Source organism: Rheinheimera sp. KL1, assembly GCF_001275035.1.
GTDB classification, from domain to species: domain Bacteria; phylum Pseudomonadota; class Gammaproteobacteria; order Enterobacterales; family Alteromonadaceae; genus Pararheinheimera; species Pararheinheimera tangshanensis.
The window spans coordinates 1-20,375 of record NZ_LAMX01000013.1; the positions used below are offsets into that span (position 1 = coordinate 1).

The window sequence follows — 20,375 nt, forward strand, 5'->3', positions numbered from 1 at the left end:
CGCCCCAGTCACATAGGTCAACTATGCTCCTGGGGTCTCACGCTCTTGTCGCCTCGCTGCAGCTCCAATTACTTTGGCTATAAGCCTCGTACTTGAAGCTGCAGCTTCAGCGTTTTGTTTTGAGCCGATTTTGTTAGCAGTAAGGTGTAGTAAGTGAAAACTTTGGTCGTGAATAAAAAGCAGATTGGTCTGGCTGCTGTAGTAACTTTTTTAATGGCGTCATGTCAGCAAGTGCTAGTGGATCCGCAATCAGAGCAAAAGCCGGAACAAGGCAAAAGCTGGCTGGCTGGTGATCATCATGTGCATACCCATTACAGCGTGAAATGGGATAATTCGGTGTTTCCGCCAGCCCCCATTTTAGGTGGCGATGCGAAATATTCGATTCCGCTGAATGCCCAGATGGCCTCGCATTACGGCTTAAGTTGGATGGTGATTACCGATCACGGCGGGCCAAACCGCGCCAAACTGGCGCTGGAGCAGGCGTACCCTGAACTGGTGGCTTCACGTAAAGCGTTACCGCAGATTCTGCAATTTTACGGTATGGAGTTTGATGTGCCGGGCAACAGCCCAGGCGGTCGGCATGCCAGTTTTATTATGCCGCACAGGCCAACAGAAGCAGAGCAGCTGTACCAAATAGAAAGCCGCTACAACGGCCGTCAGGGTGTACCTCCAGGGCCGGAAAAGGCCGAAGATGGCTTTATGCTGCAAGCACTCAAAGCTATGAATGAATTACCGGATAAACCACTGCTTTTGGTGAATCATCCGGCGCGTTTAGCCACAGGTTTTCGCCAGTATAATAAAGTGACTCCAGAGCAATTACGCGACTGGCAGGACACAGCACCCGATGTGGTGATAGGTATGACAGGCGCTGAGGGCCATCAGGCGGCAACTTTAAATCCGGATGGTAGTCAGGACCCAAACGCCATCCGCGGCGAATACCCGGATTATCCGACTATGGGCGGTTATGACCAGATGACAGCCCGTTTAGGTGGCGTTTGGGATAGTTTATTAAGTGAAGGCCGCAATTGGTGGGTGACAGGAGTATCCGACAGTCATGGTCATTACACAGATGGCTGGGCCGACTTCTGGCCGGGTCAATACGCTAAAACTTATGTGTATGCCGATAAAAACTACGATAGTATTTTTGCGGCACTCAAAGCGGGTCAGATTTTTGTCACGACCGGTGATTTAATAGATGCCTTGTTTGTCGAAGTGGCGGTAAAAGGTTCGGATAAAACCGCCACAGCGGGCCAGACTTTGACCGTAAAACCTGACGATGAGCTGGTGCTGCGGGTGTGTTTTCGTGACCCCGACAGCAACAACGGTGGTGGTTATAACCCTGAAGTACAAAGAGTGGACGTGATTCAGGGGTTGATCACAGGCCCGGCCGCACAAAGAAACAGCGACGAAGCACCGGATACCAAAGTCGCTAAACGTTTTTATCCAGCCGACTGGAGTATCAAAGACGGCTATAGCCAGTTTGAATTGCCATTAGGCAAAGCTAACCAGAGTCAGTATTTGCGCCTTCGCGGCACCAACAATAAAAACGAGCTGGAACCAGAACCTGATGCCAAAGGTGAAAACCCATGGTCCGATTTATGGTTTTACAGCAATCCGGTGTTTATTCAAGTGGTTCAGGACTAAGCTCAATCTGGCTCAGTCTTGAGACTCTGACCAAACTGCAAACTCGTTACCGCTGGGTTCGGTAAAGTGGAAACGGCAGCCGCCCGGGAAGTCAAAAATAGCTTTAATCACAGAGCCACCATGCTGTTGTACTGTGGCTAAAGTGGATTTGATATCTGCACTGTAAAACACCAATAAAGCTCCGCCTGTGGCCGTGGTGGAGCATTGTTCAGAGCGGAAAAAGCCGCCGTCTAAACCTTGGTCGGAAAAGGCCACATAATCCGGGCCATAGTCAACAAAACTCCAGTCAAAAGCCGCGCTGAAAAATGCTTTGGTGGCGGATAAATCTTTGGCGGGGAATTCGACATAATTTAGTTTTCCGTGTTGGTGCATAGTGCTGTTTCCTTAGAATTGCTATGACTTTGAGTGGTGCAAAGCTAATTTTGCAGGTTCAGGCTACAAACTGCTACCTGTTGTTCCTGTGAGCATTGCGTCTCAGTTCTGGGTGTATTCAGCAGTTCTAGATTAACTGCCATGTTCGTCGTCCCTTCAGACTGTATAGAAAGACCAGAATAACTGAAATAACAGCTCTGGGTGACGGCAATAACACAACAGTATGGCGACAGCAGATGCTCAGGACCAGGTTAGTGCTGGTTTTCAGCCTTTTTCTTCCATCAGACCTATTAAGTTACCGTCCGGATCTCTCAGAAAAGCTATCCATAGTTGATGATCCGGCATCTGTGCTGCAAGCTGTGGAGCTCGCTCCGCTACAGCACCGAGAGCCAGAGCCTTGATATAAAACTGTTCTATGTTGGTTGTTTGAAAATAAGGAATGGAATTTTTGCCAACTTCACCTGTACCTTGCGGCGTGCTGAGCATTAACCGGGTGGCACCAGATTGTACAAAAGCCAGTTGTGGTGTCGGAGCAAATAGAAAGTCTAGTCCCAGTACCTGAGTATAAAATGGCAACGAAAGCTGTACATCTTTTACCACTATGGCCAGTTGGCCTAATCCAATGATTTTATGGTCCATAAATGATTTCACCATCTCAGTGATGTGGTTGAATGCGTTGCCCTGCTAAGATAGCGAACCATGCCATAGGCAGATAAGCTATCACCAGATCTAACGCAATAAACCAGCCTGGAGCCGGGATCATAAAACTCGCAGCTACGCCGCCGCAAAGGAAAAACACGCCAATCAGATAAGCAAAACGATGTTTATGCTTAGTCGCTATCAGGTAAGCGACCATAGCTCCGGCCAAAGTACCAAGAGCATGCGCCAGAAAGGGCATCACAAAATGTTTGGGTTCAAATAAGTCGATGCCCAAACTCAGGCTTTCGGTGTTTGTTACGTCGACGCCCGCAGGCGGAGGAATAAGCGCAGGACTGATGTGAATCAGTGCCATATTCACTGTCGCTCCAAGCAGGATCCCTAACAGAATAGCCAGTAGATTTCGCAGTAAGTTCAACATGCTGATATTCCACAAAGACATCGTTAGCTTTTAAGTTAGATGAGTTATTGCGACTGAGCAATGACATCACCATATGTGGCACCAGTCTGAAAATGTCGTCGGCGATTAGCCCGATGATTCAGCAGATGTTGCAGTAAAGACGAAATCTTGTGTCTGAGAGTCCCTTCAGGAACCGGCTGAAGGGACTCGCTTTAGAATCTACTTAGCCGCAGCCCCAGCAATAAAACGGTCCATTTCTGCTTCCAGAATTTCCAGTGGCAAAGCGCCATTGGCTAACAGGGCATCATGAAAAGCGCGCAGGTCAAATTTGTAACCCAGTTGTTGCTCGGCTTTAGCTCGCAACTGGCGGATTTTAATTTCGCCCATTTTGTAGGACAGCGCCTGACCAGGCCAGGATATATAACGGTCCACTTCGGCTCTGACGTTAGCTGGTGACAATGAAGTATTGCTGGACAGGAAATCCAGCGCCTGTTGACGGCTCCAGCCCTTTGAATGGATACCTGTATCAATCACCAAACGACAAGCCCGCCACATCTCGTAACTTAGACGGCCAAATTGCTGATAGGCATTTTCATACACACCCATTTCCACACCAAGACGTTCGGCATACAAACCCCAGCCCTCGCCATAAGCACTTAAATACAGATTACGGCGAAACTGCGGCACATTTTCCAGCTCTTGCGATAGGGCATTTTGTAAATGATGGCCCGGCACAGCTTCGTGTAATGTTAAAGCTACCAGTTCATAGAGTGGGCGTTGGTCCAGAGCATGGGTATTCAGCCAATAAGCACCACCACGGATACCACCTATGGCAGCAGGGTTGTAAGAGGCTGTCGTATAGTTCGGTGCTATTTCATCTGGCACAGGCACTATACCGTATGGCAGGCGGGGTAATTTGCCGAAAAACTCCGGCAAGCGGTAATCAATACGTTTGGCGATGTAAGAGGCTTCTTTTAATAATTCTGTTGGAGTTTTGGCGTAAAACTGCGGATCTGTACGCAAAAATTTCGTGAAGTCGCTGAAACTGCCTTTAAAGCCGGTCTCTTTAATCAGCGAGTCCATTTCAGCTCGGATCCGTTTTACTTCGGCAAGGCCAATGCTATGGATCTCGGCCGGATCCATATCCAAAGTCACATAGGTATTGATGGTATGACGGTAATAGGCTTTGCCTTGCGGCAGTTGCTCTGCAGCCAGACTGTCTGTAGCGGCGTTCATATAATCGCCTTCAAGAAAGTCAGCTAAACGGGCAAAAGCAGGTAAAGCTGTTTGTGCAATAGCTTGTTTGGCGGCCTGCTGTAATTGCTGTTGTTCAGCTGGTGAAAATGAGGCCGGGAATTTAGTAAAAGGTTCATACAAGCTGCTTTGTGTCGGGTCTTTATAAACCTGAGCGCGCACTGTCGGCGCTATCCCCTGCACGACAATTTTTGGTAAAACAAAACCGTCTTTAATACCGGTGCGCATATTGGCGATGTTTTCATCAAAGTAGCGGCCAAAATCATTAATGCGGGCAATGTAATCCTGATAATCCGCTACTTTAGGCATAGCCAAACCACTGCTGGCATCTAAAGCGCCGCTCCAGAAACTGTAAAAAGTATTAGCCGGAATGCGGTCAAGGAACAGTGTATTGGACTGGATCGAATTACGCAGCACCCAGGCCAGAAGTTGATGATTGACACGGTCTGAGTCTGTTAGTTGTTTTGTGTCTATTGCTTGCAGGCGTTGCAGTAAAGCTTGTTCGGCGTTCAGGCGACGCTCTCTGTCTTTGGCTGTCACACCTGGAAGACGATTATTGTAACCAGCCAGTCCCATCCGGCCTGCGGTAACAGGGTCTTCCTGCAGGCTGAAGTGCCAATGGTCATCTATGACCTGTTGTAGTTGTTCTGTTGCAGTGGCGGCTAAGGCGGCTGGTGCCAGCCACAAAAGCGTCAGGCTAAGTAGGCTATGATAAACAAAAGACAGAAATTTGCGGGACCTAAACACAGGGGTTCTCCAGACAGATGGATCGGCTTATTTTTATAGCTTTACCTTAGCATGAGCCCTTTCTCTGGTGGCAACTTCTAACCCGTCATTTAAACGCTACACCGCATTCGTTATGTATTAGTCCGCAAATAGCTTTTTGCCTTGGGCAAAAAACAGGACAACAGCACTGAGGCCAGAATAAAAGCGCTGGACCAATACAGGCATGCCTCTAAGCCTTGAGTTTGATATAAATACCCTGACAACAGCGTGCCAATGAGGCGGCCCATGGCGTTGGCCATATAATAAAAACCAACATCCAGCGAGACGCCATCTGCTTTGGCATAGCTGACAATCAAATAGCTGTGCAAAGACGAATTGACCGCAAACACAGCGCCGAATATCAGTAATACAGAGACTAACAAGGTTTCAGTCGGGAAGGGCAGAGGCAGAAGTTTGGCCAGTACAGCAGGAATAAGACAGAGCGCAAAAGCCCAGCCGACCGCAGCCCAACGCCCCGGTACTTTGCCTGCTTTTTTACCTGTAATAAAAGGGGCCAGGCTTTGTACCAGACCATAACCCATAATCCATAAGGCCAGAAAAGAACCTATGGCTTGTTGGCTCCAGGCCAGTTGCTGGGCTAAAAACAGCGGCAGGGCGATGACAAACCATAAATCGCGCGCACCAAATAAAAATAACCGCGCCGCCGATAACAAATTAATAGGGCCACTTTTGGATAGCATGTCTTTAAACTTAGGTTTGTAACTACTTTTGCCTAAGTCTTTTTTCAGCAACACCAAACTTAATAACCACACTAGCGCTAAAGCGCCAGCCATCACTGCCACAGCACCCTGAAAGCCGATGTGTGTCAGTAAAAAACCACCTATAAAAAAACCAACCCCTTTCAGCGCGTTTTTCGAGCCTGTCAGCACTGCAACCCACTGATACAGCTTGCTTTGTGAATCCTGCGGTACCAACAATTTAATCGAGCTTTTGGCGCTCATTTTATTTAAGTCTTTGGCAACACCAGACAAAGCCTGAGCTGCCATCACCCAAGGTACGATAAGCCATTGTGCCGGAACCAATAACATCGCAAGCGCTGCTATTTGTAAAAATAGCCCGATGTTCATGGTTTTATTCAGGCCAATACGAGCGCCCAGCCAGCCACCAAACAGGTTGGTCAGTACGCCAAATAACTCATAAAACACAAATAACGAGGCGATTTCTAAAGGGCTGTAGCCGAGTTTATAAAAATGCAGCAGCACCAACATCCGCAGAGCGCCGTCGGTCAGGGTAAAAGCCCAGTAGTTGCCAGTGACTACCAGATACTGTTTGATTGCTGCATTCATTTTACTCGTCCTATTTGGTGCCACAGCGTTGTTGTCTGCGTGCTTTCGCCCCAATCACTTCGACGGATTAACTATGCTCTCTTGCGAGCATTCGCTTCGATCCGAAAACACATAGGTGAACTATGTTCATGGGGACTCTCTTACTTGTCGCCTAGCTGCAACCCCAACTAGTTTGAGTAAAAACCAGTCTGCTGCATGTTGTATTAAGCCTGATCCGCTAAGCCAACTAATTTCGCCAACTCCACTGTGCGATTGGCGTAGCCCCATTCGTTATCGTACCAGGCGTAAATTTTCACTTGTGTGCCATTGACCACCATAGTCGACAGGGCGTCAATAATGCTGGAGCGCGGGTCGGTTTTATAATCGACCGAGACCAGTGGCCGCTCTTCATAACCCAGAATATCTTTGAGTTCCTGCTCTGATGCGGCTTTTAGTAAGGCGTTGACTTCTTCCGCTGTGGTGGCGCGTTCTACTTCAAATACGCAGTCAGTTAAAGACGCATTAGCCAGTGGTACTCTTACGGCATGGCCATTTAACCGGCCTTTTAGCTCAGGAAATATTTCAGTAATGGCAGTAGCAGAACCTGTGGTGGTTGGAATTAAACTGCTGCCACAAGCGCGGGCACGGCGTAAGTCTTTGTGGGGTGTATCCAGAATAGACTGAGTATTGGTTAAATCGTGGATAGTGGTGATAGAGCCATGTTTAATGCACAACTTTTCATGGATCACTTTGACCACGGGCGCCAGACAATTGGTAGTGCAGCTGGCTGCTGTGACTATTTTGTGTGTTGCCGCATCAAATAACTGGTGATTGACACCCATCACCACATTTAATACGCCAGCTTCTTTCACAGGAGCACTGACCACTACACGTTTTACGCCTTGATCTAAATAAGCCTGTAGCTGTGCTGAGCTTTTCATTTTGCCAGAGCATTCAATCACCAGATCGCAGCCTGACCAGTCGGTGTCGTTAATGGCTTTATTGTGCGTCACAGCAATAGAATGACCCTGAATGATGACGGAATTGCCCTGAGCTTCAGCCTGATACTGCCAGCGACCATGCACTGAGTCGAAATTGAGTAAATGAGCAAAGGTTGCAGCGTCACCGGCAGGGTCGTTGATCTGCACAAATTCAAATTCAGGCCAATCAAATGAAGCACGCAATGCTAAACGACCTATACGGCCAAAGCCGTTGATACCCACTTTAATTTTTTTCATCACAGTATCTCTTTGCTAATAAGTTATGACAGGCTTTGAAAATAAGCCTGATGTGGAGCTAAAGTCAGCGCATTAGGCCGCAGAGCCTGAATACGTTGTTTCACCCGTTCTTTATCTATGCCACGTTCAAGCAGAATTTGTGCTGCTACTAAACCAGTGCGGCCTGAACCCCCTTTGCAGTGAATGGCAATTTTTTTACCCTCTTTTAGCAACTGATGAATTTGTCGGCCTTGCTGCTGCCAGGCTGTGGCAAAGTCAGCACGTGGGGCATGGTCGTCTTCAATAGGGCAATGAAACCAGGCTAATCCAAGCTCTTCGCACAAGGCTGGCAAGTCAGTAACCTGGTTGAGTTCCATTTCCTCGCGAGGCATTAAAGTCAAAATGGCCGAGGCACCTGCTTGCTTTAACGTCAGCAAAGCGTCTTTTAATGCTTCAGTTTTAGTGCCAGGACAAGGGGTGAACAGAAGTGCTGCTGAGCCTTCCAGTACTAATTCGTCAAATGGGTTTGACATCAATTTTTCCTTATCAACTATGCAATAGCTTTTATTCATCGCGCAAAAACCAATGGCGGGTGCGGTTAGCAAACCACACCAGGGACAACATCACAGGCACTTCAACCAGCACACCAACCACTGTGGCAAGGGCTGCGCCTGAATTCAGACCAAACAGTGAAATAGCCACAGCAACCGCTAATTCAAAAAAGTTACTGGCACCGACCATACCGGCAGGGGCCGCTATATTGTGAGGCAAATGCAGTTTGCAGCCGGCAAAGTAAGTCAAAGCAAATATGCCGTAGGTTTGTAGCAGTAAGGGTATGGCTATCAACACTATGGCGAGCGGTTGATTCAAAATGGTTTGTGCCTGAAAACTAAATAACAGCACTACAGTGGCCAGTAAGCCAAAGATGGACCAGGGTTTTATTCGTGCCAGTAAAGTCGTTAGTTTTTCAGGACTTTTGCCTGAGAAAGATTTTCTGGTCCAGACCCCAGCCAGCAGCGGCAGCAGTACATAAAGCAGCACAGATAAAATCAGCGTCGACCAAGGCACAGTGATATCTGACACGCCCAATAGCAAAGCACTGATAGGGGCGAAGGCAAAAATCATAATAATGTCGTTCACAGACACCTGCACCAGAGTGTAATTGGCATCGCCTTTAGTTAACTGACTCCAGACAAACACCATAGCGGTGCAAGGTGCTACGCCAAGTAAAATCATACCTGCTATATATTCAGTGGCAGTTTGTGGGTCGACCCAATCGGCAAACAGCACCCGGAAAAACAACCAGCCGAGCAGCGCCATAGTAAAAGGTTTGATCAGCCAGTTCACTACCAGCGTCAGTACAATGCCTTTGGGCTTTTTCGTCACATCTTTGATGGCGCTAAAGTCAATCTGCACCATCATTGGATAAATCATCACCCAGATAAAAGCGGCGATCACCAGGTTCACTTGCGCATATTCAAAGGACGCAACCACCTGAAACAAGCCGGGGAACAGGTTACCTGCAACAACACCAAGCAGCATAGCCAGTGCAACCCAGACCGATAAGTAGCGTTCAAATAATCCCATTGTGGGTCTCCTTTTTGATGCTGGTCCGTGAAATTAACAGCAGCTTTTTTGTCGCTCTGGTCTGTCACCCATATGACATAACTGCTGTTGGTTTAATTCCAGCCAGTCAGAGTTTGCCTCCAGCGTTTGTTGCAAACAGAATATAGCCCACTGCGGTAATTCAGGATTTAAGCGGTAATAGACCCATAAACCTTGTTTGTGGTCGAGCACAATGCCATCGCGGCGCAACTGGGCTAAATGACGGGAAATTTTCGGCTGACTGTCGGCAAGTGCAGCCACCAGCTCACAAACACAAAGCTCTTGTTCCTGCTGGATCAGCAACAAAGAACGTAACCTTGTTTCATCTGCCAGAGCTTTAAAAAAGGTGATAGGGTTAAGTTGCATTATTGAAACTACATATGGAAAACCATATGCAGTAGTATATATCTGCTTTTCCATATGTAAATTGAAATCTATGGAGAAACTTAGCTTTGCGATATGCTAGAGCCAATAAAAACAAGGACGCTTAGCCATGACCAATCAGCTGCTTGATGCTGGATTTCTAGATGATCAGTGTTTATCGGGACCATTACCTGACCAGTGGTTAGTGTTACCAGCTACTGCTTTAACTAAAAGACGCTGCAGCTGGGCTTTGGCTTTGCTGGTCGTATTAGGCGCAGTCGTGGCAGCGCAGTGGTGGTGGGAGTTACCTTGGATACTGCCTGTCCTGGGCAGTGTCAGCGGATTGATCGTTCTTGCCAGTTGGTTCTGGTTACCACTGGCGATCCGCCACAGCAGATTTTTACTTCGTACTGAAGATTTTTTACTGCAATCTGGTGTGCTCTGGCATAAAGCTGTGTTGATCCCCTTGCATCGGGTGCAGCATGTCACCATCAGTCAGGGACCACTGCAAAAACGTTTTGGACTGGCGACCTTAAAAGTCTATACAGCTGGTGGTCTGGACGCTGAAGCGACGTTGGCGGATATAGAATATGGAGTCGCGCAGGCGTTAAGTGAGCAGCTGAGTCAGTTGATCCCACGCGGAGACAGTGATGTTGAACGCTGAGATGCCAGAGCCAAAAACCGCTTCTGAGCAGTGGCAGCGCAGTTCTATCTGGGCTCTGCTGCCTTTGCTGGTCAAAGCTGTGGTGCAATGGGCTGGTGTGATCCTTGGTGGCGCCTATCTGACGTTTAGTGATCGTTTTCAGCATTATGCTCCTTATGGTCTGACAGTTTTGACGCTATTGATCATCGGCAGTGCCGTGTTGAACTGGCGCAGCACTTTGTTTCGTGTTTCAGCTCAGGGCATTGAGTTAAGCCAGGGCGTATTACAAAAAGAGCATCTGCTACTGGCAAAATCCCGGGTGCAGGAGCTGCAGGTGCAACAGCCGTTTTATTTTCGGCCGCTGCAATTGTTTACGGTCAGCCTGGACAGTGCTGGTAGTCAGCAGCAGGAGTTTTATCTGACCGGCCTGACGGCGCAGCAGCTTAGTCTGTTGCAAGGCGATGCGCAGGCCTCGCGGGATAGTCCTTCAACACCTTTTTTCCGCATCTGGTTGGCGACTTTATACAACAAACATTTGTGGTTACCTTTGATGGCTGTCTGTGGTGCTGTTTTGTCGCAGCTTGATGGCAAATTAGGCGAACAGCTGTTGGCGCAAGGTGGGGAAATGCTGCAACAGGCAGGTCTGGAACAAAGTCTCACTATGCAAATAGCTGTCAGTTTTGGTCTGGTGCTGTTGGTATGTTTAGTCTTAGTGCTGATGAGCTGGATTTGGCTTTATCCGCAGTATTTTGTGCGTGATGACAAACAACTGCAGCTGATTCAGGGCTCGTTGCTGAAAAAATCTCAGCGGATCCTGAAGAAACGAGTACAGCTGCTTAGGCTGAATCAACCCTGGCTGGCACGGATTTTTGGGCACTTCTCTGTTATTTTTCATGGTTTTACTAACTCTCAGGAGCAAAGCAGTAAATTTGTGCTGCTGGGACAGCGTCTCGACGAGGTCAATCAACAACTATTAGCGCAGCAGCTGTTAGCCTTGTCTGATATACAAAAACTAGCCTGGCAGCGTTTTACTCCGGCCTATTTCCGGCGTTTACTCTGGCTTAGAGGGAGCATCATTCTGTTATTGAGTCTGGTGATTGCCCTGTTGCTGCACACCCAACTGCTCACTTTAAGTACAGGTATTCTTCTGCTGTGCGTGTCTGCCCTCTGGCTGCTGGCGGACTGGTGGGCCTACCGGCGTTGGCATGGATTTTATCTGCAGGATCAGGTGCTGTACCTGTGGCGTGGTGGTATCAGTCAGTGCTGGCAGATATTACCTTTGTGGCAAGTACAAAAAGTGCAGTTGGTACAATCGTTGTTTTTGCGTAAGCATCAATTGGTACAGCTCAGGTTTGATACGGCTAATGGCAGCATCACTCTGACTGCTATTCCAAATCAGCAAGCCAGGGATTTATATGCCGAGGTGCTGAGTTTGCGACACTGAGCTCAGTATGGTCTGCTCGATGCGTCGACTCGTATAACAGCGGAATCATGATGAATTCAGCAGCTGTGGTTTAACTCTTTAACGATGTAATTTGCAGCAAAAACAGTTTTGTTATTTGAGAACAGTTCTTGTTTGTGGCTATACTGCGGCAACTTTCAGTGAACCCCAACGGAGTATTCGATGAAATTTTGGCAAAAATCTTTAATCGCAGCAGCCTTAACTGCTGCAACTATGGCTCAGGCTGCAGAAGTGAATGTGTATTCTGGTCGTCAGGAAGAATTGATCAAACCTATGCTGGATCAATTCAGCAAAGACACAGGGGTAAAAGTGAACCTGATCACCGGTAAGCCGGATGAACTAATAAGCCGCATGCAAAGCGAAGGCCGCAATAGCCCTGCGGACCTGCTGATCAGTACAGACGTGGGGCGTTTACATCGTGCTGAAGTACAAGGATTATTACAACCTGTTGATTCAAAAGTGCTGACCGATGCTATTCCTGCTCACTTACGCGATCCCAAACAGCAGTGGTTTGGTTTAACTAAACGTGCCCGTCCTATCATGTATGTGCCAGGCAAAGTCAAACCAGAGCAGTTAAGCACTATTGAAGATTTGGCGGATCCAAAGTGGAAAGGTAAAATCTGTGTGCGTTCATCTGACAATATTTATAACCAGTCGATGGTAGCCGCGTTGATCACCCAGATAGGTGAAGAAAAAACTCAGGCCTGGGCCAATGGTTTTGTTAAAAACTTCGCTCAACCACCTAAAGGCGGCGACCGCGATCAGATCAAAGCAGCCGCTGCTGGGGTTTGTGATATCGCCATTGCCAATACCTACTATTTAGGTGGTATGTTTGATGATGCGGGCGACAAAGCCGCGGCTGAAGCTGTGAAAGTATTCTGGCCAAATCAGCAGGACCGTGGAGCTCATATCAACATCTCTGGTGCTGGTGTGGCGAAATATGCACCAAACAAAGCTGAAGCGATAAAGTTGCTGGAATATATGGTGAAACCCCAAAGTCAAAGCTGGTACGCTGTGACGAACCACGAATATCCTGTTGTGGCTGATGTGAAGTGGAGCCAACGTCTTGAATCTTTTGGGCAATTTAAGGCTGAGCAAGTACAATTATCGACTTTAGGTGAGTTAAACGCTAAGGCGATTCAAGTCATGGACAAGGCGGGCTGGAAGTAATTCCACTGCGTAGTTTTGTTGATTGGATAAGCGGGCGACCATAAAGGTCGCCCCTACGTTTTTTAGAAGGACACTCCTCGTTTGACCAGCCCTTTATTTAGCCGGACTATCACTGTATTCGGTTTGCTACTGGCAGTGCCTGTGCTGGTGGTGCTTGGCTCTTTAGTGACGCCTCAACCACAACTTTGGACACATTTGCTCGATACTGTGTTGGCTGATTACGTCATCAACTCTTTGGTATTGGCCTTGGGTGTGGGTTTGTTAAGTGCTGGCATAGGTACTTTTACCGCCTGGACAGTGGCGCGTTATCAGTTTGCTGGTCGTACTCTGGTGCAGTGGTTATTACTGCTGCCCATGGCGATTCCGGCTTATATTATGGCCTACAGTTACACAGGTTTACTGGATTTTGCCGGACCAGTACAAAGCCAATTGCGGCTGTGGTTTAACTGGTCTTACGGTGATTATTATTTCCCTGAAATCCGCTCTTTGCCTGGCGCTATCCTGATGTTGTCGCTGGTGCTTTATCCTTATGTCTACATGCTGGCGCGTACGGCCTTTCGCCAGCAATCCGGTTCTTTACTCGAAGCTAGCCGCACTCTGGGCCTCACACCCCGACAGCATTTCTGGAAGGTGGCTTTGCCAGTGGCTCGCCCTGCCATTTTAACCGGGGCGGCGCTGGCGATGATGGAGGCTCTGGCTGACTACGGTACAGTGCAGTATTTTGGTGTGACTACCTTTACCACTGGTATTTTCCGCACCTGGTTTGGTATGGGTAATCAATTGGGGGCTGCGCAATTATCAGCACTGTTGTGCAGTTTTGTGTTGCTATTGCTGTATCTGGAGCAATGGTCCAGGCGCAAACTGAAGTTTTATCAGCAAGGTCAAAAGCAGCAGGAGCAGTCCCGGCAGCCAGTGCAGGGGTTAACCGGTTTTAGTTTACTGCTGCTGTGTTTATTGCCTGTTATTTTTGGTTTTCTCTTACCGGCGTTGCAGTTAGTTGGGTGGGCTTTAGAAAGGTTAGAGCAACTGTGGTCAGCTGACTTTATTCAGTTATTAATCAATAGCTTTTCACTGGCTGCTTTAACCGCTGTAGTCACTGCCAGTCTGGCTTTATGTTTTGCTTATGCCAAGCGTTTATCCGGCCATTGGTCTTTGGTATTGCCGGTGCGTGTTGCAGCTATGGGTTATGCCTTACCAGGCACTGTGATTGCCATAGGTGTGATGATTCCGCTGGCGGCATTAGATAACTCCATCGATCTATGGGCAGAGCGGCAGTTTGGTATTCGTACCGGTTTGTTGTTATCTGGTACTTTAGTCGCGCTGGTGTTGGCCTATACAGTGCGTTTTATGGCTGTGGCTTTGCATAGTGTTGAAGCTGGTCTGATGAACATTACGCCTTCCATGGACAATGCCGCCCGTAGCTTAGGTGAAAGTCCGGTTGGTGTGCTAAAACGGGTGCATTTGCCGCTGCTCAGAGCTTCGGTGCTGAGTGCTTTATTGCTGGTGTTTGTGGATGTGCTTAAAGAGCTACCAGCCACTTTGTTACTGCGGCCTTTTAACTTTAATACCTTGTCGGTGCGCAGTTACGAGCTGGCTTCAGATGAGAGGCTGGCTGATGCGGCTTTGCCCGCGCTTGCCATAGTACTGATAGGTTTAATTCCGGTGATCCTGCTGTCCCGTGCTTTGGATCGTTCAAACAGAGGAGCCACGTAGTGCTGGTATTACAACAAGTATCGATAGCTTATGGTTCAGCCACTGTGGTCAAAGATGTGAGTCTGAGTTTACAACAAGGCCAGATCGGCTGTTTGTTGGGACCTTCTGGCTGCGGTAAAACCAGCCTATTAAGAGCTATTGCGGGTTTCGAACCTGTGCAAACGGGCTCAGTAATACTGGCAGATAAGAACCTATCAGAGCCAAACCAAATGATAGATCCTGAGCAGCGCCGTATAGGCATGGTGTTTCAGGATTTTGCGCTCTTTCCGCATCTGACCGTAGCGCAAAATATTGCCTTTGGCTTAAAGAAAAAGCCAAAAGCTCAGCAGCAACAGATAGTAGCGGAGCTGTTAGCTTTAGTCGGCTTGCCGACCTTAGGCGAGCGTTATGTGCATCAACTCTCTGGCGGTCAGCAACAGCGGGTGGCTTTAGCCCGGGCTTTAGCACCAGAGCCAGAGGTTTTGTTATTAGACGAGCCTTTTTCAGGCTTAGATGCTGATTTACGTGAGGCTTTGGCACAGGATATCCGCGCTATTATCAAACAACGTGGCATCAGCGCTTTGATGGTGACTCATGATCAGTTTGAAGCTTTTGCCATTGCCGATCAGATAGGTGTAATGCAACATGGCAAGCTGCAGCAGTGGGGCAGTGCTTACGAGTTGTATCACCAGCCTGCCAACCGTTTTGTGGCTGATTTTGTTGGGCATGGCGCTTTACTCAAAGGCGAAGTACTAGCGGATGGGAAGGTGTACACAGCCTTGGGCGTATTTGCTCAGACGCAATCGACTTTTACCCCTGGTGTCGCGTTAGATTTACTGGTGCGGCCGGACGATATAGTGCATGACGATCAAAGCGGCGTTACTGCCAAAGTGGTGGGTAAATCCTTCCGAGGCTCACATATTTTGTATAGCCTGGAATTAGAAGGGGCAGAGCAGGTGTATTGTTTAGCGCCCAGCCATCATGATCATCAACTGCAAAGCCGCATTGGTATTAAGCTGGAGCTGGATCACTTAGTCTTATTTCCACGAGCATAAAACTAGGCTCAGCTCAGATTGTTAAGGGTTAACAATCTGAGCTGAGCCTCATCGAATTTACAAGGTAAAACGTGCAACGGCATTGTTCAGGCCGTTGGATAAAGTGCGAAGTTCATGCGCCACTTCACTGTTATGACGGGTCGCTTCGCTGTTTTGTGCCGACATAGTAGCGATACGTTCGATATGACCTGCCACTTCGTTACTGGCGGCGTTTTGTTCCTGCAATGACATGGATATAGATTCAACAACACTCACCACCTGCTGAAAGCTGTGCTGAATAGTATCTATGGCTGTACCAGCCTGGCCTGCCAGTTCAACCCCCATATTCACTTGCTCTACCCCTGTACTCATCTGGCCCACAGCATCCACTGTGCCATTTAAAATCACGTCTATCATGCCGGAAATTTCAGTGGTTGATTGAGTAGTGCGCTGCGCCAGTAAACGTACTTCGTCTGCCACTACGGCAAAACCCCGGCCTTGTTCACCAGCCCGGGCTGCTTCGATAGCAGCATTTAATGCCAGTAAGTTGGTTTGATCAGCAATGCCTTTGATCACGTTCACAATAGAAGAGATTTGTTCAGATTGTTTACCCAGCTCTTCAATACGGCCTGAGGCTGAACGCACTACCCCAGCTATCCGTTCCATACTGGCGACTGTGTCGTTAATCACTTTACTGCTTTGTTGCGCTTGTTGACCGGACTTTCCGGCAATAGTCCGGGCTTCGCTGGCATTGGCTGAAACGGAATCTATGCTAACACTGAGTTGTTCCACAGCTGCAGCTATCGACGAAGAGGCTCTGGATTGTTCTTCTGCTGAGGCTGACAGCTGCTCTGTGGTACTGGCCACTGTTGAACTGGCACCACTTAAATCGGCAGCAGCGGTTTTGATTTGACTCATCAACTGATGCAACTGAGTTTGCATTCTGGCAAGTGCTTGCAGCAAGTCCGCTACTTCGTCGCCACCAGTGGTATCAATTTTATTGGTTAGTTTGCCATCGGCCACAGCGGAGACTAAATCTTTAGCAACCTGCAACCGATTTTGCAGCGAAGTTTTCAAATAAAGAGCGATAAAAACACTGAACACCAGAATAATTAAACCACCTAACAGCAAAGTGGTTAAGACAAAACTTTTGGCCTGAGCTGCGTCCTGACTGCGACTGTCTAATAAAGAGCGTTCTCTTTGCTGCACAGTTTCCATCTGCAGACGAATTTTATCCATAAAGGCTTTGCCTGTGCCGCGGCGCTCAAATTCCCGCACAGCCTGACGTGCTGTTGTATCTGTGCCTGCTGCTTTCATTTGACTGATACTTGGATCAATAGCCTGAGTCAACCAATCGTTATAGAGGCCCTGTATAGTTTTTAAGCTTTGTTGTTGCTCTGGATTATCCGAGGTTTTCTGCAGTAGTTCTTTGATATCTTTTTCAGCTTCCAGTTTGCCCTGATGATAAGGCTGCAAGGAGGCTTCATCGCCGGTGATCACAAAACCACGCTGGCCTGTTTCTATATTCACGAAGGCTTCCGACAATCTGTTGGCAGTGCGAATCACTTCAAAGGTATGGATATTCATTGCAACAGCCTGCTCCATTTTATTTAATTGATTCAAAGTGATTACAGTCGACAAAGCAACCAGCGCCACAATAGCTGCAAAAGCAAAAATAAGTTTTCTAACCAGAGTCATGGTTTACCTCAGTGGGGAATAGCTGTTAATTAGCGGCCTTAAAGCCCGGTGCTGTAAAGTGATTAATACATTTAGAAGTGGGTACGTGAAGTTTGAATAGTGGATCAGTCGTTTCAGTAATTAAATAGGGACAAGGTGTTGCTGAACACACTCAGATGTCACATCAATATGATGAAATTTCATGCGCCGAAAAGATGATTACCATCTGGCAACCTGACCATTTGCTGCGACCCAAAACACAGAAATCTTTTGCTTTTTACAGAAATCCTGCAAAAGAAACATTCTGTCTCTGTATTCATTCGTATCTGGCAAAGCTAAACCAACTTCATTGGTTTTTTGTGGATTTTCAGTTTCATTGAGTGCAGTGAGCATGGCATAAGCCACGTTTGTCCAGGAGCGACTCCATTGATCTCCCGTACCGGCTTCGCCCTTGCACTCTATAGCTAATAGTTTGCCTGAGGTCGGATCTTTACCCTCAACGTCATAACCTTGCCTTGTTCCTAGTCGCACCACTACCTCTGAATAGCCGTGAGCTTTTAGCCAGGCTTCCATGGTTCTTTTCACATCATCTTCAAGTATCGGCATGTCTGTCCTTTTTAGAGTTGAAACCAGCCGCAAAAGCGGGCAACTTGTTGCAAGTCAGGCGTCTTTGGTTGCGTTGTGCTGGTATTTGTTCGCTGCTTTAAAGCAGCATCAGTGCATTACAAGTAAAAATGCAGAATAAATCCTAAGTAAGAAACCACTTGGAGATGAATCCACACACAACAATGCTCGCACCAATGAACGCTGCATAATGGTTATCTTTATAAGTCCCAACTGCCAAGCATGAAAATCCTACAGCTAATGCTAGATCCCCAAATTTCTGACCGTAAAAAATAAAATTAACAACGTTGATAAAACTAAGAATTACAGCCACAGCTAAAAAAACTTTGCCATCTCTTTTCATGCAGAATTAGCCTCCGGGCTTGAGTCATGCTGCCGCAACTATTTGTAGTTCTGCTGACATGTTGTTCCCTTTTATTATCCTGTTTTTACTGTTTTTTTCGCTTTAAGTCTATAAATTATATTGGTTTATTTATTCAATCATAAATAAACCAGACCGAAGAACGGGCATAGCAGGGATGTTTTTATTTGTGTTATAAAAAACAGCTAAAGCACAAGCTTTAGCTGAACCAGAGGAAGGCAACCTCTAAAGGGTGGATAAAACCAGTGATGAGATATTTTACTGAGCTAAAAACTGACGAATCTGTTCTGCTTTGCTTTGAATATTCAAAAGCCCGTCCAGATGACCTGCCTGACCGGAAATCTCTTCGTAGCCAGCGCCTGGCATCTGATCTTTGCTGTGTTTGGCCATAGCTTGTGTCAGTAATAGATCACCTGTTGCTGGCAGCCACAGGGTTTTGGCTTTTACACCGCTCAATTTTTGTTGCCAGTTATCCCCCATACCGGCGCGCCATAACTGTGAGGCGCGCACTAAATACAGCAATGAATTGGCATCCATGTGGGCAGAGCGCTGTTTTGCTGCGTTCATCAGTTGGCTCCAGGCTGGTAGTTCGGCCTGAATAGCCTGATGAATGGCCTTGTCCAAAGCAGGCGCTGGGTAGCTTTGATTAAATAAATCCGGGTGCAATGCATCCTGTATGACATAAGCCAAAGCCCGGGTTAAGCCTGCAGGTTGCTGAGTGAGCGGATAAGCGCCTTTATTCCAGGCCGGGTCTTGTTTGATTGGCTGAGCCCAACGTTCTAAGCGCACTGCACTAAAACTGTCGATATAAGCTGTGCCTATCACGGGCATTAAGCGCTCGACTTTTTCCGGATAACTCACCGCCCATTCAATCGCCTGAAAGGAACCCATTGAAGGGCCTATCACGGCATAAAGTTTTTTGATACCGAGTTTATCTAGCAGGGCTTTTTGTACTTCAACAAAATCGCGGATGCTGACTACGGGAAAAGTTAAACCATAGGGTTTGCCTGTATCCGGATTGACACTGGCAGGGCCAGTGGTGATCACATCAGGCGAAAAGGCATTTAAATTGGCTAAGCTGTCGACGCTCAGCACATAAAATTGGTTAGTGTCTATGGCTTTACCCGGGCCAATAATACTGTCCCAGTAACCTGCTGCTGCGTCTGTAGTGCGGTATTTGCCTGCGGCATGCGAAGTGCCGGAAAAATAATGGGTGATTAAAATAACATTGGATTTATCGGCATTGAGGGTGCCATACGCTTCCCAGCCGACTTTGACCTGCTTTAATGCTATGCCACTTTGAGTGGTAAAGTGCGCCAGTTCCAGTTGCTGCTTTTGTACTAAAGGCAGTTCTGCCGCCTGCAGCAGGCTGCTGAACAGCAGCATAATACTAAGCCATATCTTTTTCATAACATCCTTCTACCTAAAGCCATTGAAACAGCAAAATAGCCAGCATCACACCTAAAGTCGGCACTACCACAGTCACAGCGGCGACAGGCCAATAAGCATTTTGATGGCTTTCACCACAGATAGCACGGATGGTTGTAACCACATAGCCATTGTGCGGCAACGAGTCTAAAGCACCGGATGAGATTGCGACCACGCGGTGTAACTGCTCTGCATCGACGCCACGTTCTAAATAGACTGGGGCTATCTCAGGTAGCGCTATGGCCTGACCACCCGAGGCTGAACCTGTTAAACCCGCTATCACACTGACCGCCACCGCAGCACCTATTAGCTCGGAACCCGGTAAATGTGTCATGGTTTCGACCACCGCAGCAAAGGCTGGAGTCAGCTTGGCGACTGAACCAAAACCTACCACAGCTGCAGTATTGCCTATGGCAATTAAGGCCCCGGTGGCGCCTTGATCCAGAGTCTGGCCCAAAGAGGTTAAGAACTTACGATTGAGTAAATACAAAGTGCTGACACCACCCGTCAAGGCAACAATCAAGGCAGCCTGCTGCATGGAATCATGTAATAAATACGACAACAGCAGTACCACCAGCAAAGGCAAAATACCCATTAGTGGATGAGGCAAAGCTTTGTCACCGACTACAGGATCAGCGTCGCGGCCTTCAAATATTTCGCCTTTTGCCATGGCAGTTTTGATCATCTTCATCAGCCAGCAATAGCCTACTATCGCCATAAA

At 47.7% G+C, this 20,375-nt stretch carries 20 protein-coding genes; 6 read left to right on the forward strand and 14 right to left on the reverse strand.

What is annotated here, in order from left to right:
• Nucleotides 1-153 precede the first annotated feature (153 nt).
• The gene (locus tag WH43_RS06300) at nucleotides 154-1,644 is read left to right on the forward strand and encodes a CehA/McbA family metallohydrolase domain-containing protein (RefSeq protein WP_152342795.1); all 1,491 of its coding nucleotides are present in this window, start codon (nucleotides 154-156) and stop codon (nucleotides 1,642-1,644) included.
• Between the two features lie 12 nt (nucleotides 1,645-1,656).
• On the opposite strand, the gene WH43_RS06305 is transcribed toward WH43_RS06300, so the two are convergent.
• The 9 genes from WH43_RS06305 to WH43_RS06345 all read right to left on the reverse strand — a co-directional run bounded on the left by WH43_RS06305 (nucleotide 1,657) and on the right by WH43_RS06345 (nucleotide 9,566).
• Nucleotides 1,657-2,016: a VOC family protein gene (locus WH43_RS06305; protein ID WP_053423792.1), complete on the reverse strand. Its 360-nt coding sequence runs from the start codon at nucleotides 2,014-2,016 to the stop codon at nucleotides 1,657-1,659.
• A 264-nt stretch (nucleotides 2,017-2,280) separates the two neighbouring features.
• The gene (locus tag WH43_RS06310) at nucleotides 2,281-2,655 is read right to left on the reverse strand and encodes a VOC family protein (RefSeq protein WP_053423924.1); all 375 of its coding nucleotides are present in this window, start codon (nucleotides 2,653-2,655) and stop codon (nucleotides 2,281-2,283) included.
• Nucleotides 2,656-2,671: 16 nt separating this feature from the next.
• On the reverse strand, nucleotides 2,672-3,094 hold the full coding sequence (locus WH43_RS06315; protein ID WP_053423793.1) for a hypothetical protein: 423 nt from the start codon (nucleotides 3,092-3,094) through the stop codon (nucleotides 2,672-2,674).
• 198 nt (nucleotides 3,095-3,292) lie between these two features.
• Nucleotides 3,293-5,074: a DUF885 domain-containing protein gene (locus WH43_RS06320; protein WP_082335699.1), complete on the reverse strand. Its 1,782-nt coding sequence runs from the start codon at nucleotides 5,072-5,074 to the stop codon at nucleotides 3,293-3,295.
• A 110-nt stretch (nucleotides 5,075-5,184) separates the two neighbouring features.
• Complete coding sequence (gene arsJ, locus WH43_RS06325; protein WP_053423794.1) at nucleotides 5,185-6,399, reverse strand: organoarsenical effux MFS transporter ArsJ; 1,215 nt, start codon at nucleotides 6,397-6,399, stop codon at nucleotides 5,185-5,187.
• 203 nt (nucleotides 6,400-6,602) lie between these two features.
• Complete coding sequence (locus WH43_RS06330) at nucleotides 6,603-7,616, reverse strand: ArsJ-associated glyceraldehyde-3-phosphate dehydrogenase (RefSeq protein WP_053423795.1); 1,014 nt, start codon at nucleotides 7,614-7,616, stop codon at nucleotides 6,603-6,605.
• A 23-nt stretch (nucleotides 7,617-7,639) separates the two neighbouring features.
• Nucleotides 7,640-8,128: a phosphatase domain-containing putative toxin gene (locus WH43_RS06335; RefSeq protein ID WP_053423796.1), complete on the reverse strand. Its 489-nt coding sequence runs from the start codon at nucleotides 8,126-8,128 to the stop codon at nucleotides 7,640-7,642.
• Between the two features lie 31 nt (nucleotides 8,129-8,159).
• On the reverse strand, nucleotides 8,160-9,182 hold the full coding sequence (arsB, locus tag WH43_RS06340; RefSeq protein WP_053423797.1) for an ACR3 family arsenite efflux transporter: 1,023 nt from the start codon (nucleotides 9,180-9,182) through the stop codon (nucleotides 8,160-8,162).
• A 33-nt stretch (nucleotides 9,183-9,215) separates the two neighbouring features.
• The gene (locus WH43_RS06345) at nucleotides 9,216-9,566 is read right to left on the reverse strand and encodes a metalloregulator ArsR/SmtB family transcription factor (protein WP_082335700.1); all 351 of its coding nucleotides are present in this window, start codon (nucleotides 9,564-9,566) and stop codon (nucleotides 9,216-9,218) included.
• 127 nt (nucleotides 9,567-9,693) lie between these two features.
• Between WH43_RS06345 and WH43_RS06350 the strand changes: the two genes are divergently transcribed.
• The 5 genes from WH43_RS06350 to WH43_RS06370 all read left to right on the forward strand — a co-directional run bounded on the left by WH43_RS06350 (nucleotide 9,694) and on the right by WH43_RS06370 (nucleotide 15,585).
• Nucleotides 9,694-10,227, forward strand: a complete 534-nt coding sequence (locus tag WH43_RS06350) for a PH domain-containing protein (protein WP_053423799.1) — start codon at nucleotides 9,694-9,696, stop codon at nucleotides 10,225-10,227.
• A complete protein-coding gene (locus WH43_RS06355; protein ID WP_053423800.1) occupies nucleotides 10,214-11,650 on the forward strand; it encodes a PH domain-containing protein in 1,437 nt (478 codons plus the stop codon). The genes WH43_RS06350 and WH43_RS06355 overlap by 14 nt, the downstream gene beginning before the upstream one ends.
• 180 nt (nucleotides 11,651-11,830) lie before the next feature.
• Nucleotides 11,831-12,838 (forward strand): Fe(3+) ABC transporter substrate-binding protein, encoded by a 1,008-nt coding sequence (locus tag WH43_RS06360; protein ID WP_053423801.1) that lies wholly within the window; start codon nucleotides 11,831-11,833, stop codon nucleotides 12,836-12,838.
• An 81-nt stretch (nucleotides 12,839-12,919) separates the two neighbouring features.
• Nucleotides 12,920-14,551, forward strand: a complete 1,632-nt coding sequence (locus tag WH43_RS06365) for an ABC transporter permease (RefSeq protein ID WP_053423802.1) — start codon at nucleotides 12,920-12,922, stop codon at nucleotides 14,549-14,551.
• Complete coding sequence (locus tag WH43_RS06370; RefSeq protein WP_053423803.1) at nucleotides 14,551-15,585, forward strand: ABC transporter ATP-binding protein; 1,035 nt, start codon at nucleotides 14,551-14,553, stop codon at nucleotides 15,583-15,585. Before WH43_RS06365 ends, WH43_RS06370 begins: the two co-directional genes overlap by 1 nt.
• Before the next feature lie 57 nt (nucleotides 15,586-15,642).
• Here the strand turns inward: WH43_RS06370 and WH43_RS06375 are convergent, their stop codons facing one another.
• The 5 genes from WH43_RS06375 to WH43_RS20405 all read right to left on the reverse strand — a co-directional run bounded on the left by WH43_RS06375 (nucleotide 15,643) and on the right by WH43_RS20405 (nucleotide 20,372).
• Nucleotides 15,643-17,262, reverse strand: coding sequence for a methyl-accepting chemotaxis protein (locus tag WH43_RS06375; RefSeq protein ID WP_053423804.1), 1,620 nt, complete (start codon nucleotides 17,260-17,262; stop codon nucleotides 15,643-15,645).
• A gap of 198 nt (nucleotides 17,263-17,460) precedes the next feature.
• Complete coding sequence (locus tag WH43_RS06380) at nucleotides 17,461-17,847, reverse strand: hypothetical protein (RefSeq protein WP_053423805.1); 387 nt, start codon at nucleotides 17,845-17,847, stop codon at nucleotides 17,461-17,463.
• 142 nt (nucleotides 17,848-17,989) lie between these two features.
• Nucleotides 17,990-18,208: a hypothetical protein gene (locus tag WH43_RS06385; RefSeq protein ID WP_053423806.1), complete on the reverse strand. Its 219-nt coding sequence runs from the start codon at nucleotides 18,206-18,208 to the stop codon at nucleotides 17,990-17,992.
• Nucleotides 18,209-18,484: 276 nt separating this feature from the next.
• The gene (locus WH43_RS06390) at nucleotides 18,485-19,636 is read right to left on the reverse strand and encodes an E22 family MetX-like putative esterase (protein WP_053423807.1); all 1,152 of its coding nucleotides are present in this window, start codon (nucleotides 19,634-19,636) and stop codon (nucleotides 18,485-18,487) included.
• A 13-nt stretch (nucleotides 19,637-19,649) separates the two neighbouring features.
• Nucleotides 19,650-20,372: a hypothetical protein gene (locus tag WH43_RS20405; RefSeq protein WP_286049531.1), complete on the reverse strand. Its 723-nt coding sequence runs from the start codon at nucleotides 20,370-20,372 to the stop codon at nucleotides 19,650-19,652.
• Nucleotides 20,373-20,375 lie beyond the last annotated feature (3 nt).

Excerpts from the sequence above, each read along its gene's own strand:
- WH43_RS06305 (WP_053423792.1), bottom strand. The coding sequence starts at position 2,016 with ATGCACCAACACGGAAAACTAAATTATGTCGAATTCCCCGCCAAAGAT.
- WH43_RS06315 (WP_053423793.1), bottom strand. The coding sequence starts at position 3,094 with ATGTTGAACTTACTGCGAAATCTACTGGCTATTCTGTTAGGGATCCTG.
- WH43_RS06350 (WP_053423799.1), top strand. The coding sequence starts at position 9,694 with ATGACCAATCAGCTGCTTGATGCTGGATTTCTAGATGATCAGTGTTTA.
- WH43_RS20405 (WP_286049531.1), bottom strand. The coding sequence starts at position 20,372 with ATGGCGATAGTAGGCTATTGCTGGCTGATGAAGATGATCAAAACTGCC.
- WH43_RS06355 (WP_053423800.1), top strand. The coding sequence starts at position 10,214 with ATGTTGAACGCTGAGATGCCAGAGCCAAAAACCGCTTCTGAGCAGTGG.
- WH43_RS06390 (WP_053423807.1), bottom strand. The coding sequence starts at position 19,636 with ATGAAAAAGATATGGCTTAGTATTATGCTGCTGTTCAGCAGCCTGCTG.
- WH43_RS06375 (WP_053423804.1), bottom strand. The coding sequence starts at position 17,262 with ATGACTCTGGTTAGAAAACTTATTTTTGCTTTTGCAGCTATTGTGGCG.
- arsB (WP_053423797.1), bottom strand. The coding sequence starts at position 9,182 with ATGGGATTATTTGAACGCTACTTATCGGTCTGGGTTGCACTGGCTATG.
- WH43_RS06360 (WP_053423801.1), top strand. The coding sequence starts at position 11,831 with ATGAAATTTTGGCAAAAATCTTTAATCGCAGCAGCCTTAACTGCTGCA.
- WH43_RS06335 (WP_053423796.1), bottom strand. The coding sequence starts at position 8,128 with ATGTCAAACCCATTTGACGAATTAGTACTGGAAGGCTCAGCAGCACTT.
- arsJ (WP_053423794.1), bottom strand. The coding sequence starts at position 6,399 with ATGAATGCAGCAATCAAACAGTATCTGGTAGTCACTGGCAACTACTGG.
- WH43_RS06380 (WP_053423805.1), bottom strand. The coding sequence starts at position 17,847 with ATGCCGATACTTGAAGATGATGTGAAAAGAACCATGGAAGCCTGGCTA.
- WH43_RS06310 (WP_053423924.1), bottom strand. The coding sequence starts at position 2,655 with ATGGACCATAAAATCATTGGATTAGGCCAACTGGCCATAGTGGTAAAA.
- WH43_RS06330 (WP_053423795.1), bottom strand. The coding sequence starts at position 7,616 with ATGAAAAAAATTAAAGTGGGTATCAACGGCTTTGGCCGTATAGGTCGT.
- WH43_RS06385 (WP_053423806.1), bottom strand. The coding sequence starts at position 18,208 with ATGAAAAGAGATGGCAAAGTTTTTTTAGCTGTGGCTGTAATTCTTAGT.
- WH43_RS06345 (WP_082335700.1), bottom strand. The coding sequence starts at position 9,566 with ATGCAACTTAACCCTATCACCTTTTTTAAAGCTCTGGCAGATGAAACA.